Source organism: Flavobacterium sp. UBA4854, from assembly GCF_002399805.1.
Classification (GTDB): domain Bacteria; phylum Bacteroidota; class Bacteroidia; order Flavobacteriales; family Flavobacteriaceae; genus Flavobacterium; species Flavobacterium ginsengisoli.
Window position 1 is genome coordinate 3,064 of record NZ_DHEI01000037.1, and the last position, 16,242, is coordinate 19,305.

General features: G+C 33.4%; 9 protein-coding genes and 1 pseudogene. 1 reads left to right on the plus strand and 9 read right to left on the minus strand.

Annotated features, from left to right (window positions below; translation table 11 throughout):
- The 6 genes and pseudogenes from B3J44_RS04940 to B3J44_RS04965 form a co-directional block, all read right to left on the minus strand.
- A pseudogene (locus B3J44_RS04940) lies at positions 1-182 on the minus strand (hypothetical protein); the annotation flags it as partial.
- A complete protein-coding gene (gcvH, locus tag B3J44_RS04945) occupies positions 175-555 on the minus strand; it encodes a glycine cleavage system protein GcvH (protein WP_091492358.1) in 381 nt (126 codons plus the stop codon). The pseudogene B3J44_RS04940 and the gene gcvH, both read right to left, overlap by 8 nt.
- An 86-nt stretch (positions 556-641) precedes the next feature.
- Complete coding sequence (gene sprA / locus B3J44_RS04950; RefSeq protein WP_286966239.1) at positions 642-7,856, minus strand: cell surface protein SprA; 7,215 nt, start codon at positions 7,854-7,856, stop codon at positions 642-644.
- A gap of 25 nt (positions 7,857-7,881) precedes the next feature.
- Positions 7,882-8,463, minus strand: a complete 582-nt coding sequence (gene ruvA, locus B3J44_RS04955; RefSeq protein ID WP_095927916.1) for a Holliday junction branch migration protein RuvA — start codon at positions 8,461-8,463, stop codon at positions 7,882-7,884.
- Positions 8,464-8,541: 78 nt separating this feature from the next.
- Positions 8,542-10,833: an NADP-dependent malic enzyme gene (locus tag B3J44_RS04960; RefSeq protein WP_286966254.1), complete on the minus strand. Its 2,292-nt coding sequence runs from the start codon at positions 10,831-10,833 to the stop codon at positions 8,542-8,544.
- 153 nt (positions 10,834-10,986) lie between these two features.
- Positions 10,987-11,412 (minus strand): CBS domain-containing protein, encoded by a 426-nt coding sequence (locus B3J44_RS04965; protein ID WP_198854486.1) that lies wholly within the window; start codon positions 11,410-11,412, stop codon positions 10,987-10,989.
- Between the two features lie 544 nt (positions 11,413-11,956).
- On the opposite strand from B3J44_RS04965, the gene B3J44_RS04970 reads away from it, so the two are divergent.
- Entirely contained in the window at positions 11,957-12,289 is a 333-nt protein-coding gene (locus B3J44_RS04970) for a hypothetical protein (protein ID WP_286966258.1), read from the plus strand.
- Between the two features lie 321 nt (positions 12,290-12,610).
- On the opposite strand, the gene B3J44_RS04975 is transcribed toward B3J44_RS04970, so the two are convergent.
- From B3J44_RS04975 to B3J44_RS04985, 3 genes are all read right to left on the minus strand, one after another.
- Complete coding sequence (locus B3J44_RS04975) at positions 12,611-14,623, minus strand: OmpA family protein (protein WP_286966264.1); 2,013 nt, start codon at positions 14,621-14,623, stop codon at positions 12,611-12,613.
- An 8-nt stretch (positions 14,624-14,631) separates the two neighbouring features.
- Complete coding sequence (locus tag B3J44_RS04980) at positions 14,632-15,543, minus strand: PorP/SprF family type IX secretion system membrane protein (RefSeq protein WP_278019564.1); 912 nt, start codon at positions 15,541-15,543, stop codon at positions 14,632-14,634.
- 48 nt (positions 15,544-15,591) lie between these two features.
- On the minus strand, positions 15,592-16,242 hold a 651-nt coding region (locus tag B3J44_RS04985; protein WP_286966278.1), incomplete at its 5' end, for a gliding motility-associated C-terminal domain-containing protein.

Genomic DNA, 16,242 nt, shown 5'->3' on the forward strand with positions numbered 1-16,242 from the left:
TTTAATTCTTTTTTGAAAAACAAAATCCATGAAATTGTAAAACCAAAATGAAAACAGAAATGTACAATTTTATCAATGCTTGGAAAATTAATTGCTGGTATATTACTAGAATCTGTCAGACAAAAATAAGTAATGATTCCAGAGCAAATAATTGCCCAAATTAACAAGAGTTGTTTAGGCACCGATTAAATCTTTATAAGCTTGATCAGACAATAAAGTATCAATTTCTGAAGCATCAGCAATTTTTATTTTAATCATCCATCCAGCTCCATAAGGATCTGAATTTACAGTTTCAGGAGCACTTTCTAAATCTTCATTAAAAGCAATGATTTCACCTGTTAATGGTAAGAATAAATCAGAAACTGTTTTTACAGCCTCAACAGTTCCAAAAACTTCATCTTTTGAAAGTGTCTGATCTAAAGTTTCTACCTCAACATACACGATATCTCCTAACTCTTTTTGTGCAAAATGAGTAATTCCTACAGTTGCAACATCTCCTTCGATGCTAACCCATTCGTGATCTTTTGTGTACTTTAAATTTGCTGGTATGCTCATAATAGTTGTGTTTGAAAATTGATAATTTAAAATTTAAGCCACAAATGTAATAATCTTCTAATGAAATCTAGTTTAGAAACTAAAATTTAATTTCCGAAATTATAACGAAGTGTGAAACCTGATCTGATATTCGTTAAAGGGAAAGAAGTCGAAATAACTGCTTTCGAGAACGAATGATCATAATAGAATATTGCTGTTAAGTTTTTACTGAAAGCATAATCGGCCGTTAATTTTAGAGTCCAAATATTCTGTCCAGCGGCCAACTGATTATTATCGTAATCTAAATATCGAACCAAAGTTTCATTGTTTCTATATGAAAAATCAGCTTTTATGTTGATATCGCTTTTAATAATTCCAGTAGGATTATCTGCTAATCTCGACGAAATAATTACATCTTTAAAGCGATACCCTAGCCCTACAACATACTCTACTCCTCTTACTTCTGTCAATAAATTATTATCGAAACTCATAGACAAAGCACGGTCTTTTTTAACTTCTGTTAATAAGCGGAATGAGTTTTTCAACTCAAAATCAACTCGAATAAGAGGACTAAACTGTTCTACTAAATTGACGTTAGACATGATCGTTTTATTAAAGAAATTCGTGTTCACATCCTGACCGTTTGGATTTTCTAAATAATCAAAGTTTGATCTAAACTGGCTAATGGTGTAAGATGCTCTATAATTATGCTGTAACGAAAAACGTCTAAAATGGTCTTTGAAATACTTATAACGCATTAAACCATTATATTTTACATTCCAGTTCGGAATAGGGAAACTTCTAAAAATACTTGTCGAACTGCTTGAAGCGTCTTTCCCTGTATAAGCCGCCATGAATGAAGGCAACAATACAGCTTGATTACTTTTTGAAAACCCAATAGGATAACCTTCATTGGCTACATAAATTTTATAATTCGGATCTGATTCATCAGGAATTGGATTATTTACATCTCCATATCTAGGAATTTCTGCTCCGCCATAATGTTGTTCTGCCAAACGGTTTGCAATAACTAAACGATTGCTTCTAAAATCATCAAACGCCGCTGATTCTGTTTCTGTACTTGTTGAAAAAGCCGTCTTAATCAAAACTGTAGAAATAGAAAACATTCCGTAACTGTATGGTGACAATGGCATGTACTCGCCTGTATTTTGGTCCACACTATATTGTTCTGATGAATTTTCAGAATAAGCACGATCCATAGCCAAATCAACTTTCAAATCAGGCAATAAATCTACATTGGCCGTTACTTTTAAAAGTTTATTACTTACCTGTGTAAAGTTTTGGTTGAAGTTTTGATAACTAGTCAACCATCCGTTTTTAGCAGCTTCAAAACGCACATCATCCTGACTACCAAATACGAATCCTAACGAAGGTTTAGATGTTCCAAAGAAACCTACTCCCGGAATATAACCTGGTAAAACTGTACCACTATTTTTAGTATAGTTAATTTGAACATTTTTTATACTGGTCAAAACTCCAATCAAACCATCATAAAAAGGATTACTACTCGTAACTGGTTTAGCTGTATTTACAATTTTCTCACCTGGTTTTGGTGGTGCCACAGGCTTAGGTTTTGCTGGTTTTCCTCCTGGTGTCAATCCTAAATATTTATACAGCGTATTCATATTTAATGTCGTTGACAATGTATTAGAATTCGCATTTTGCACTGTATTTCCTAAATCCCATGATACTCCATTATCATCGACATATTGAGAAAGTGCCGTTGAAGATCTTTGCCAGTTGTAATCTGCCGTATAAGAATAAGTCGCTTTTACAAAACTAAATATTGGAATTTTATTAATTGGAATATCATAATTTAAAACCAATTGCTGCAAATGCTGGTTTGGTATACCAATATCAAAATAATCGTCCCAAATATTAAAATCCTGTTTTGGCGTATTATCGTCGTTCAAAAAGTTTCTTACGATATTATTAGAGGCTGCTGTATAGTTTAATTTTAATGATTTTGTCAAATTAAATCCAAAACCATATTGGTAATTAAACGCAAAGTTTCTTCTATATAGCGGATCTAGTCCAATACCTTCTTCAACTTGTCTATATTGCTGACTGTTACTCTGTCTTAAAATATTAGTATTAAATGAAACATTCGAAGGAAGATAATTAATATTAAAGTCACTTAATAATTTCCAATAATCACTTGTTTTCATGAATTTGGTTTGCTTAAACGGAACCACTTCTTTAGGTTGGAAAGTATAAGCATAATTAACAGAAGTATTAGACTGCTGATCTTCATAATTAGCAACTTCATAATCATGTCGTTCTACTTGATTATAAGATTGAGAGAAAGTGAAGTTTTCTACATCATAAACATGCGGTTTCTGTTCTGGTGCTCTATCCTTTCTTACACCAATAAAATTGATACTTTTACGCTTAGTATAATCTATTGCTCGTGTTCTAATATTTTCTTTTTCTGCCGGATCTGTAGTTTCTTTAATCAATTGATCTAACTTGATATCTTGATTAAAAGGATCGTATTCTGGCGTTATAACCTCTTCTCCAATTGCGTAATTAAATGGAAGATTAATACCCCATTTTGGAGGAAGCAGTTTACCTAAATTTATGTTTGTTACGATGTTGTACTGCTGAATATCTTCACGATCTCTTTCATTGGCTCCTTGTTCAAGAGAACCGAAACCAATTGTACTCTTTTTACCAGAAGCAGACAATGTCATCAAATCGGCCATATTGGTATCAACGTTCAACAATGCTGCCATACCTCCTTTATTTTCCAAATCAGACATACGAAGTTCGTTAAACCAAACCTCCCCCATAATATCTTTATGGTTTGCTGCACTTTTTACTCCGACCATTAAATTTCGAACCAAACCAAAATTCGGATTTCCTTTAATACCTAAAGTTAACTTTCCATCTTGATCACCTCCTTCTACATCAGGATCTCGGTCAGGATAATAAATACCATTTATATCTCTTTTTGGAGAATTAATATCGATATTCATTCCTAGAACCTTCATTCTTGTCAATAATGACAGAGCAACATCAATATTGTTTTCTTCAAGCCAAACCTGATCTGGACTAATTGTACAAGATCCGCCTGTTCTTGTTACTTTTAATGGAATCTCGATTTGATAAAAGTTCTGCGTAAAATCGTTACCAAAACGAATAAATCCGATCATCTCGTCGTCTAAAAGTTGCGTTTCATTTGGAAGTGATTCCGCGTGAAGGAACATTTTTAATTTTTTATATTGACGCATGTCAACACTTACATTTTTGAAAACTGCTCTAGAATCTTGATATTCTAATCCACCGCCTCCTATTCGCAATGCTAAAGATTGCTCATTTTGGTTGATAATTGTATTGTTATTGTACAACTGTTCCCTCTGAACGCCTGGCGGAATAACATAATTGACAGGACATTTTGTTCCATTTTCCTGAATATTTACAGCAGCGACATCAAATTGAGTTCCATCATCATCAGGATTTGTATCGTTTGCATCTAATGTTCCTGTATACTTTCTCCATTCTCCCCTAACTAAATCTAAAGCTCCGAAACGAACCGTCATTTGATCATTAAATCCAGTCATAAACATACGCATGAAACGAATCGATCTAAAATCGGTAATATTTCCAATAGTGTTTTGAGGTTTTGAAACAGGAATTTTAAACTGAATCCATCTTGCATTGGTTGTGCTTCCATTTGGAAGGTCTACATTTTGAACATCTCTAATATCTGTAATATAATTTTCTCCAACCTGCATACCTGGTCTTACATCAATACTATATTCATAGTAAGCATTGATTGTACTCATTGTATTATCACGATTGATATCTTCAACGTCTGGAAGAGTTGTCGAACCACGATTTGGATCATCAATACTTACAGCAGAGTTTCCTTCAGTTCCGTTGTATTGCTTATAACGTTGCAATACTCCTCCTTCTGTATTTAGAAAATATTTATAGTTGTCTGCTGCAGGATCTGCCTCTCCCGCATAATTAGTATAAATTGATCCTTCTCTTGCATCTGGCAAACCGTCTAAACCAACATCTTGATTTTTACGATTATCTGCGTTGGTATCAAAAGCGTAAATTAAAGACTGAGAAGCTGGCACGTCTCCCCAAATTGGCTGTGGATTAACCATTACCTGATCTGGACCTAAACCATTTTCATATTGCTTTCTTCCATCTTTAAGAACGTCTTCAGAAACCTCTCCTAAATTGAAATAAATTTTTCCATTATTATTTCCCTGAGCCTGCCCTGTTCCAACATAAGGATCAAGTACCCAAAACTGAATGTATTCGACATTTCCTTGCTCAAAGTTTGTAGAGTTTAGTGCACGCATAATTCCTCCAAAATTGGCTGAAGCGGGACTAGAACTAAAATTAGGATTATTGTTATAAGGTCCTCTATCTGATGGATAGTATGTTAAATCTAGCGTATTAATAACCTGAATTTGTCCTTGTGCAATATCTGTATTTGGATAAAGTTCTTTACTATAAATTCTTCTTGTTGTATTTAAAGATAAATCATCGTTTGAAACTCCAGATGGTTTTGAAGTATAGAAAATCGGATCGATACTATACCAAGACAATTTAGCACGCTTATAGCCATACTCTAGCGTATTTGAGCTGGCATTAAAAGTATTATCTGTAGCAGAAGTTATAAATGGTGTTGAAGCCAAACTCCACGCATAAGCAGATCTCATATCAATTGTGGTCTGAGTACCTTCAAAATCATCAATATAAATAGTAGCTTCTCCTTCAAAATCACTTGCCTTTGGAGCATTTGGTTTCAAAAATGCGACTTCTCCACGAATAGAAAGATTAGAAGGAACATCTGTATCTATATTTGGCAGTTTATTGGCCAATCTTGTCAAAAAAGGAACTTCGGTTGAATAATTTCCGTTAAAACCAAAAATGGTATTATTGACAGATTCTTGCCCATAACTTGATTTTTGAGTAAAAGGACGTTCTGTCATTTTTAAGAAAGTACCTCCAACAACAAATTTTTCAGAAATTTTATGTTCGATATTAAATCCCATAAACCTTCTGGTTTGCTGACCAAAGATTGAATTGTTTTCTAAAGAAACCTCAATTGGAGTATTTGAAGCTTGAAGCGAAGGATCTAATATCTGTACTCTTCCTAATTGATAATCTACACTATAATCAATACCTTCTACCAGAACACGTCCTGCTGCGGTTACAACAACAGATCCTTGCGGAACGTTGAATGCTCCAATAGGGATACCATTACTTCCAGAAGATTTATATTTTCCTCGCAATAAGAATTTGTTTTTATCACTATCCTGTAGCGCACCAGCTTGGGTATTCTTATACATGTTTCTAAATACATACTTCTTCTGATTCGCATTATATGTAGTTGGATCATTATAATTTTCGCCAGAAGTCGTAGTTTGCAATTTTTTAAACAAAAGCTCACCAAAAGGCTCTTTAGTTGTAAAAATAATTCTTGCATTCTGCACATCAACAGTTACTCCCGGAACGTAATCGAAGAAACCATCTCCTCCCTTTTGCGGGTCATTAGTATAGTTTAACTGATCTAAGTTAAAAACATTTAATAATGGTGTTTTAGTAATGTAATAATTACTTGGATTCGGGTTTGTAGGATCATCATCTGGAAAAAGAGTTCCTTGAACAGGTGTAATATAATTTATTGGCGAAGGATCAGTATAAAGAATATTAAGTCTAAAATCTTCTTGTTTGATTTGATAAGCTTGAGGAATTTGATAAACGTTTTTCATCATCAAGTTCCAAACTGGATTTTGCACGTTTGTCAAACTACTTTTCAGCATTTTCAAAACTAAACTTTGCGTTACAATTGCCTGATTAGAACTGTTGTTTCCTGTAACTACAGTTGCATCTACACCATCACTACCAAACTCTCCTACTTGATATGTTTTCCCTCCAACAGTATATTCGAATGCAACTGCTAAAATTTCATCATTTGCCAAGCGCTGCTGTAACGAAATGTAACCCAATTGCGCATTAAAAGTAAATTCGTTTGTAGTTAATTTTCTTGCATTCTCTAAAATAGAATAATCAGTTCCCTCGTTTGTATTGGCGTTATTAAATCCAGATTTTGCTGTTACGATTTCTCTAATATTAGAATTTAAATAACTTCCTCCTTTTCCAATAGCTGCAGGATCATATTTGTTATTCGTATTATCAGTTGGAGAATCTATAGGATTATTAAAAAAGCCAACTGGATCTGTAATTACAACAACTTGATTATCTGGAACACCAGAAACCTGCCCTTCTCCTAAATCCTGAAGCGCAATAATATTTCTTAAATTGTTATTTGATGTACTTACTCTATTTTGCTTATTGGTAACCCATACTTCGATTCTTGTAACTTGAACACGGCTATCAATTAATGGATAATTTTTAAGAGAAGTGTCGTATTTATTTCTAAAGTATTGCGATAAGAAGAAATGTCGATCATTATCATAATCTAATGCAAATAAATCAAAGTTCTGAACTGTTCCTCCACCTTCTGCGACTATACTTTTAGTCTGAGACTTTTGTTCTGAGAAAACTCCAGTAACAGTTGTCTTACCAAATTGCAGCTGAGCCTTTACACCAAATAAACTTTGTGCACCTCGAATTAAGGTACTATTTAAAGGCATGCTCACATTACCTACCTCAACTTTCTGAACAATATCATCTTCTGAAGGTGTGTAAGCTAGTTTGAATAAATTCTGAAAAGCAAATGTCGATTGTGTATCGTAATTGGCATTTACCTCCAAACGAGTTCCCACTTTCCCCATTAAACTCATACTGATCCTTTGATCAAAATCAAAAGTTAAACTAGATCTATTTCTTGGAGAGAATGAAGGGTTGTCTTGTTTAGTGTAACGCATACCCAAGTCCATTTCTACTGATCCTGTGGGTTTTACATCTATAGTATTGCTGCCAAAAATACTTTCAAATAAACTTGAATTGATGTAATATCTTGGCAACAAATCTTTTTTGGCTGCCTCAGCTCCATTTTTTTTACCATCAATAGCATCAGATTTTTTTCTAAAGTAATCTCTTCTGGATTCTTTTAGAACTAAATCTTCATATTCTTTTGGAGTTAAAATTAAAGGGTAATTGATAGAGAAACCATCTACTGAGTTGGTGTAGATATAACGATCTGTAATAGGATCGTACCTGTAGGCAGAAAGCACAGTTGGAGGATCTCCAATCTCAATCTTACCAACCGAAAACTGAGTTTTAGTTGTATCTTGTGCCGGTGGCGTAATCTGTGCACGCAAAACATTACCGCAGAGCAATACCAGCAACAAAATACAAATTTTACGCATAGAATTCTTTTATATGAAATGAAATTTATAAGCTTTTTAAGGCCTTTTTGATAATTGTTTCAACGGTAGCTTCAGGATCTTCTTTTACAATTCTTTCTACCACTTTTTCAGAAGCTTTTCGAACAAAACCTAATACTTCTAGAGCAGATAACGCTTCATCTCGATTTCTATTGTTTTGGACAGCAAAAACTTCATCTATATCATACAATTTAACAACTTTTTCTTTTAAATCAAGTATAACCCTTTGTGCTGTTTTGTTTCCAATCCCTTTAATAGACTGGATTACACCAACATCACCAGATGCAATGGCGTTAATGATTTGTTTTGGCTCTATAGAAGAAAGCATTGTTCTTGCAATTCCTGCTCCAATTCCTGAAACAGAAAGCAGCATTCTAAAAATTTCTCGCTCAGATTTTTCGGCAAAGCCATATAAAGTATGCGCATCTTCTTTAATTTGAAGATGCGTATACAATTTTATATTTTCAGAATTTGGAATTAAGGAGAAGGTATGCAATGATATATTTACCTGATAACCAACCCCTCCACAATCAATTACTACTTCTGTAGGATTCTTTTCTACTAATCTTCCCTGCAAATGTGCTATCATAAATGTAATTTCTTAGTATCAAATATAACAAAAATGCCATAAAACTACGACAAATTTGTTCAATCCTTGCTAGAACGTTTATTGTGCTATTTTATTCTTTTTACTTTCTTTTTCTTGTGCATCAATAACAGCAATAGCAGCCATATTAACCATTTCTTCAACGCTAGCGCCTAATTGGAAAATGTGAACTGGTTTACCCATACCCATCATGATTGGACCAATTGAATTCACTTTATACAATTCTTTTAACAATTTGTAAGTGATATTTGCTGATTCTAAATTAGGGAAAACCAATGTATTTACTTTTTTTCCTGCTAATTTAGAAAATGGGAATTTCTCTTGAAGCATTTCTGGATTTAAAGCAAAATCTGCTTGAATTTCTCCATCAACAATTAATTCTGGATGGTTTTTGTGCAAGTAAGCTACAGCTTCTCTAACTTTTGAAGCACTTTCGCTAGTTGAAGACCCAAAATTTGAGAATGAAACCATTGCTATAACTGGCTCAATACCAAACATTTTTGCAGTTTTTGCAGTCATAATAGCAATATTAATCAAATCTTGTGCAGATGGATTAATGTTTATTGCTGTATCTGATAAGAACATTGGCCCACGAGAAGTAAGCATCATGTTTGCAGTTGCTACTAAAGAAGCATTAGGTGCTTTTTCTATTAACTGAAGCATTGGCTTAACTACTGAAGGATAACTTCTAGAATATCCCGTTACTACTGCATCTGCCTCTCCTTCGTTAACCATCATTGCTGCAAAATAGTTTCTTTCGCGCATGAATTTTTCAGCGTCTAATTTAGAAACACCTCTTCTTCCTCTAGCTTCCCAGAATGATTTTGCAAACTTGTTACGTCTTACGGCTTCCTCATCAGTTTTTGGATCGATAATTTCTAAATCGGCATCAAAACCTAATTCTGCTTTTAAATCTAAAATCTGCTCTTTGTTTCCTAATAAAACTGGGAATCCGATTCCGTCTTCGTAAACAATTTGAGCCGCTTTTAAAACGTTTAATTGATCTGCTTCAGCAAAAACAATTTTCTTCGGATTTAATTTCGCACGGTTTGTAATCAAACGCACCATTTTATTGTCGTTACCCATACGCTCACGAAGATGATCTTCATAAGCTGCCCAGTCTGTAATAGGATTTTTTGCCACTCCAGATTCCATTGCAGCTTTTGCAACTGCAGGAGCTACAACAGTAATCAATCTAGGATCGAAAGGTTTAGGAATGATATATTCTTGTCCAAATCCAAGTTTCATTGCACCGTAAGCTACGTTTACCTGCTCTGGAACTGGTTCTTTTGCCAAAATAGCTAAAGCTTTTACAGCTGCCATTTTCATTTCTTCATTGATTTTTGTCGCTCTTACGTCTAGTGCTCCTCTAAAGATATAAGGAAAACCTAAAACGTTATTTACCTGATTAGGAAAATCTGAACGTCCTGTCGCCATAATAACGTCTTTTCTCGTTTCTACAGCCAAATTATAGTCGATTTCCGGATTTGGATTTGCCATTGCAAATACAATCGGATTTTTTGACATTGTTAGTAACATTTCTGGCGATAAAATGTCTCCAGAAGATAATCCGATGAAAACATCAGCGCCTTTTACTGCTTCTTCCAAAGGAATTTTAGCTCCGTCAATTGCATATTTTAATTGTAAATCTGAAAGTGCAGGATTATCTTTAGTTAAAAGTCCTTTACTGTTGTACATTAAAACATTTTCAACTTTTACTCCAAGTAAAACATATAAATCTGTACACGCAATCGCTGCCGATCCTGCACCAGAAACTACTACTTTTACATCTTCTGCTTTTTTACCAGCCAATTCAAGTGCATTGATTAAAGCTGCAGAAGAGATAATTGCCGTTCCGTGCTGATCGTCGTGCATTACTGGAATATCCAATTCTTCAATCAGTCTTCTTTCGATTTCAAAAGATTCTGGAGCTTTGATGTCTTCCAGATTGATTCCTCCAAAGGTTGGTGCAATATTTTTTACAGTCTGAATGAATTCTTCAACATTTTCGGTATCGATTTCTATATCAAAAACATCAATGTCTGAGAAAATTTTAAACAATAAACCTTTTCCTTCCATTACAGGTTTTCCTGCTTCCGGACCAATATTTCCAAGTCCTAAAACAGCTGTACCGTTAGAAATTACGGCTACTAAATTTCCTTTTGCTGTATATTTATAAACGTCTTCTTTGTTTGCTGCGATTTCTAAACATGGTTCTGCAACTCCTGGCGAATAAGCCAATGATAAGTCTCTCTGGGTTGCATATTTTTTTGTTGGAACTACTTGAATTTTTCCTGGAGTTGGTTCTGCATGGTACAGTAACGCTTCTCTTCTTTTACTCTCTTTGTTCATTTTTTTAGCATTTATTCTAGCTTACAAAGATATAAGTCTTGTTTTAAAATGGCATCTTTTTAGCATTTTCTTTTTCTAAAATCTATTCGAATAAATAAAAAAAGTCCAATAGAAATTGGACTCGTTTGAATTTTTATCGTTTTTAGGTGTGCTTTATTGAGAAATATAAGAATTCAAATGGTTGATGGTATCTTTTTGAATTTCTATAATTGCCTTCACTACATCGCTGATTGAAATGATTCCAACTACGATTCCGTCTTCGAGAACAGGCAAGTGTCTTATTCTTTTTTCGCTCATAAGTTCCATACAATCTTCAAGATTATCTGAAAGTTTTACTGTAAAAACATTACTTTCCATAATCTCATGAACAAAAGTTTCTTTAGAAGATTTATCCTTCAGAACAATTTTTCTGGCATAATCTCTCTCAGATAATATTCCTTTTAAAACGTTATCATCAATAATTAAAATTGCTCCAATGTTTTTTTCTCCCATAACTTTTAACGCATCATAAACCGTTAAATTGGAGACAATAGAATATACATTTCTTCCTTTTGCTTTAAGTATTTGATCTACAGTCATAATGAAAAATTTTTAGGTTTATAAAGTTAAAACAAAAACTAACACAATCTGCAGCGAAAACGATTTTTTAAAACCATAACCAATTCATTTTAAACATAATACTCCAAAATTTAGATTTTCAAAATTATAGTGTAAAGAATGAATTTGTTTAGAATTGTTTTTTGAGAAAAATTAGATTTTTTAACGTTTACCGACCAGAAGCTCCTAGCGGAGTTTTTTCATTTTTTTATAATCATTAAGAATGCCCCAGAGGAGCATAATATTTATAGTAGAGAAATTATAACAAAAGAAAAAGCTCCAGAGAAGCGAAATATAAACCCACATTACCCCGTAGAGATTGTAAAATTTCAGAAAGATATTAACACGACATGTATGTCGTTTTATCTTTTTTTTCATTTTAATAGATTTGCTTTCAATCTTATTTGTAAGATTTATTTTAAACAACATACGATCGTATGTTAGAAATAATAAAAAGAAAAAGCATCTTGCATGAAATAATTTAGAATAATAAAACATCTATTTTTTCAAATAAATACCTCATTATATGGAATCAAACGAAATCAAAAATTTAGATCTTAGAAAATTAGCCTCTTTATATTTTCATACTTTAAAACCTACAAATAACAAAACCAATGTTGCTGAGATTAAGTTTCAAAATTATTTAGAACTTGGTTGTGTCATTACTGATATGCTAAAATTATGTATTTTGGCTTTGGAGCAAGATGCCCATAAAATTCCTGAAACTGACAAAAGTCAATCTATCAATATAGGTTTAATTCTGGAAACTGTTCTTCAATTAATACCTCAAGATGAATTTGATTTTTTAAGTGAAATTGACTATTTACTTAATAGAAATTCTAATATGGTTAATGAGTAAACACTCCCTTTTCTAATTTAATACACATGATAAAATATAAATTTGTTATTTATCAATTGATTTTTATTAACCAATCAAATGTCCCTACAGGACATAATGAACACGGATAATCATTTGCGTTCTACCAATCAGTCACTCCTAGCGGAGTGGGGCTCGAATTTATATATAATGATTGAAAAACCACTCCGCTAGGAGTGACTGATTGGTAGAAAAAAAAATGATCACACCCCAAACCATTATCCTGTAGGGATTATTTATAACCTAAAAAAACCCTTTTCTAGAATTCTAGAAAAGGGTTTTTAATTTTATATGAAGATTATTTTACATCGCAACAATAATAAACTCGCTTCGTCTATTTTGCATATGCTGTTTTTCTGTACATTTTACTCCATCAGCACATTTGTTTACTAATTGCGTTTCGCCATAACCTTTTGCAGTTAGTCTGTCTTCGCTGATTCCTTTTTGAATTAACCAATTTTTTGTTGATTGTGCTCTTTTTTCTGAAAGAATCTGATTGCTTTCTGATGAAGAACGACTATCGGTATGCGAACGAATATCAAGTTTCATAGCTGGATATTCGTTTAAAAGATTCACCACTTTCATTAACTGCGGTTCTGATGTTTTCTTGATGGTTGCTTTACCCAAATCAAAGAAATTCATAGGCAGGTTTAATAGTTTTGCAATATCTACACCTACTCTTATAGAACCTACTTTTACTGGGCTTATCGCGACTTTTTTGATTGCTACCGTTTTTGCAGCAAGAGGTTTGAAAACTTTATTTAATGCAATTAATTGAGTAGTTTCTCCTTTTTCTTTACTAATAGTTACTACAACTTCTTTGGCATTGTAATCGTTCTTAGCTGTTCTAATGGTATATTTTTTACCACATCTTAAATCAGGAAAAAGATAATTTCCTTTTTCGTCTGTTGTAATTGTTCCAACTGGATCAAATTTTTCATTAAAAAGAGTCAGAGAAGTATTCGCTAAGATTTCGTTTGATTCTGCATCAGTAACATTTCCAGATAAATTTTGTTCGCAGATTAATCTTCTAGTTTCTGTAAATCTGTAAATATCATCCATCCCTAGTCCGTTTTCTCTGTTTGAAGAAAAATAACCGCTTCTGGTTTTACTATCAATGCTAAAAGCAAAATCGTCTTGTTTGCTATTTACAGGTTCTCCAACATTTAGAACGTCATCATAAGTTCCGTTGGCTTTTATACGAGAAGCAAAAACATCCAATCCGCCTAAACCTGGACGTCCGTCAGAAGCAAAATACAATTCGTTGTCTCCAGAAATAAAAGGAAAAGTTTCTCTTGCTTCTGTATTAATTGTTGGTCCAAGATTTTCTGGCGTACCGAAAGTTCCGTCTTCATTGATCGCTACTTTGTAAATATCCGATTGCCCTAAAGTTCCCGGCATATCTGATGCAAAATAAAGTGTTTTTTCGTCTACGCTTAAAGCTGGATGTGCCGTACTGTATTGATCGCTATTGAACGGAAGTTCTGCAACATTTTTCCATTCGTTATCGATAAATTCTGCTTTGTACAATTTTAATAAGGTTACGTTTTTGTCGTTGCTACGTCTTTTGCCATCTGTAAAATTATTTCGGGTAAAATACATAGTGCGTCCGTCTTTTGTAAAAATTGGACTTGACTCATTAAAATTGTCTTTTTTTCTTTTTACCAAAAGTTCTGGTTTTCCAACACTTCCATCTGGCATTAAATCGGCTGTATATAATCTAGAGAAAGATCTGTTTGTCCATTGAAAGTTGGATTTCACGACTCCGCCTGTATCGCGCGCAGATGTAAAAACGATTTTATTGTTGTAAACTACACTTCCGTAATCTGAATATCTAGAATTAACTCCAGCATCGGCTATTTGAAATCGGCCTGAGTTTTCTTTTATATCTTCTAAATAATTTTTGTCTTTTCTAATAAGATCTGCCCTTTTCTCTGCAGTTGCTTTCTGATTGAATTTCTGCAAAATCTCATCAGATCTTCGATAATCTCCTGCCGATTTTAATGATTGTGCATATCTGTACAAATATTCAGCTTCTTGGTTTTCGTTTATCACGAATAATTGCTCATACCATTTTAATGCATTTTTCAACTCTCCATTAAAATAATATGAATTGGCTAAACGCTGAATTACACCTTCATTAGTAGTTTCTGAATTTACTAATGTCTCGTATACTTTTATAGCATCTGCGTAAGCGTACTCTTCGTATTTTTTATCTGCATATTTTATGTTCATTGTAGTAAATGGATTTTGTGCATTTACATTTGAAATAAAACTAAACAGTAAAAAGATCAATATTAATTTTCTAGCTTTCATAGGTTGTATTAAAAGAATCTTGGGGATATCATTTTATTGTAATTATTAAAGAACTCGAATCTTAAGAAAATCTCATGAGATCCAGAATTGTATTTTCTTAATTGTGTGGTTTCATGATCGTAACCATAACCTATATACATTCCTTTTGATACCTGAAATCCAGCCATTGCACTAACAGATGCACTCCAACGGTAAGCAAGTCCTAAAACAAATTTATCATTGAACATAAAATTTCCTGAAACATCGACTTGCAAAGGAGCTCCTTCTACCATTTTGGTCATCAAAGCGGGTTTGAATTTTATATACTCTAAACGGTCTAGATTAAATACATAACCTGCTATTAAATAATAATTGATTTTTTCTTTAAAAATAGCTACATCATCTGAGTCATAACGGTTGGTTTCGATAAAATTAGGAACCGATAATCCTACATATGCTCTGTCTGAATGGAAATAAAGTCCAGCTCCAACATTTGGCGAGAATTTATTTTTAAGATTCTGAAATTGCGGATCGTCTTGATCTTCATAACTCAATTTATTAATATCGATGTTAAAAAGATTAGCGGTTCCTTTTATCCCGAAAGATAAATTCCATGTGTCTGAAGTTGGAATTGTATAAGACAAATCTGCTGATAAAGTATTCTCTACCGTTGGTCCGATTTTATCATTTACCAAAGAAACCCCAAGTCCTAAATCGCTATTTTTCAAAGGCGTATTAACCGAAAATGTACTTGTTTCTGGTGCTCCATCTAATCCAACCCATTGTGTACGATATAAACCAAAAACGCTTAATGCCCCTCTTGAACCTGCATACGCTGGGTTGACTTCGATTGTGTTATACATGTATTGTGTATACTGCGCATCTTGCTGCGCATGTGACACAATCGAAAAAAACATAAAAACTAAAATTAACTTTTTCATTTATTAAGCTTTAGAACGGCTTAGCGCTAACTAAGCCGTAGTCCAATTTTATTTATTAAGGTATAAGTACCCAGATTCTTGATGAGACTTTTGAGCGCTATCTTTGTATTTTAAGATATAGAAATACGTTCCAACCGGAAGACCATCTGTTTGTTTGATCGTAGAACGTCCGTTAGAATAGCCAACAAACACTCGATCGTTATTATTATACTGATCTATATTGAAAACTAAAACTCCCCAACGGTTATAAACTTCAACCGTATTGTCTGGATAACATTCTATTCCTCTAATATAGAATCTTGCATTCTTGCTGTCTCCATTTGGAGAGAAAGCATTCATTACTTTAATAGAACATCCGTTTAAGTCTAAGACAGTTGGATTATCTCCGCTATTGCTTGCATCGTCTGACTGATCTTCAACTACAACTCCTCTTACACTGCTTCCTTTTACAGTTGCCTGATTACTCACACTGCCTCGATTAATATCTTCTTGAGTGATTTTGTAAACCGCTGTAAAGTTAGAATTGTTAGATTCGTTAACATCTAAGTTTATTGCTTGTCCCAAAACTACTACTCCTGGCAACGGATCGTTAATCGTGATTCCAACAAGAGGTACATTTCCTGTATTTGTCACAGTAAATTTGTACGTAATTGTTTCTCCTGCATTTGCAAAACCGCTATTATTTTCGTCATTGAAAAC

Bases quoted from the DNA above. Each gene is read 5' to 3' on its own strand.
- B3J44_RS04980 (WP_278019564.1), bottom strand. From the start codon at position 15,543: ATGAAAAAGTTAATTTTAGTTTTTATGTTTTTTTCGATTGTGTCACAT.
- gcvH (WP_091492358.1), bottom strand. From the start codon at position 555: ATGAGCATACCAGCAAATTTAAAGTACACAAAAGATCACGAATGGGTT.
- B3J44_RS04975 (WP_286966264.1), bottom strand. From the start codon at position 14,623: ATGAAAGCTAGAAAATTAATATTGATCTTTTTACTGTTTAGTTTTATT.
- ruvA (WP_095927916.1), bottom strand. From the start codon at position 8,463: ATGATAGCACATTTGCAGGGAAGATTAGTAGAAAAGAATCCTACAGAA.
- B3J44_RS04960 (WP_286966254.1), bottom strand. From the start codon at position 10,833: ATGAACAAAGAGAGTAAAAGAAGAGAAGCGTTACTGTACCATGCAGAA.
- B3J44_RS04970 (WP_286966258.1), top strand. From the start codon at position 11,957: ATGGAATCAAACGAAATCAAAAATTTAGATCTTAGAAAATTAGCCTCT.
- B3J44_RS04965 (WP_198854486.1), bottom strand. From the start codon at position 11,412: ATGACTGTAGATCAAATACTTAAAGCAAAAGGAAGAAATGTATATTCT.
- sprA (WP_286966239.1), bottom strand. From the start codon at position 7,856: ATGCGTAAAATTTGTATTTTGTTGCTGGTATTGCTCTGCGGTAATGTT.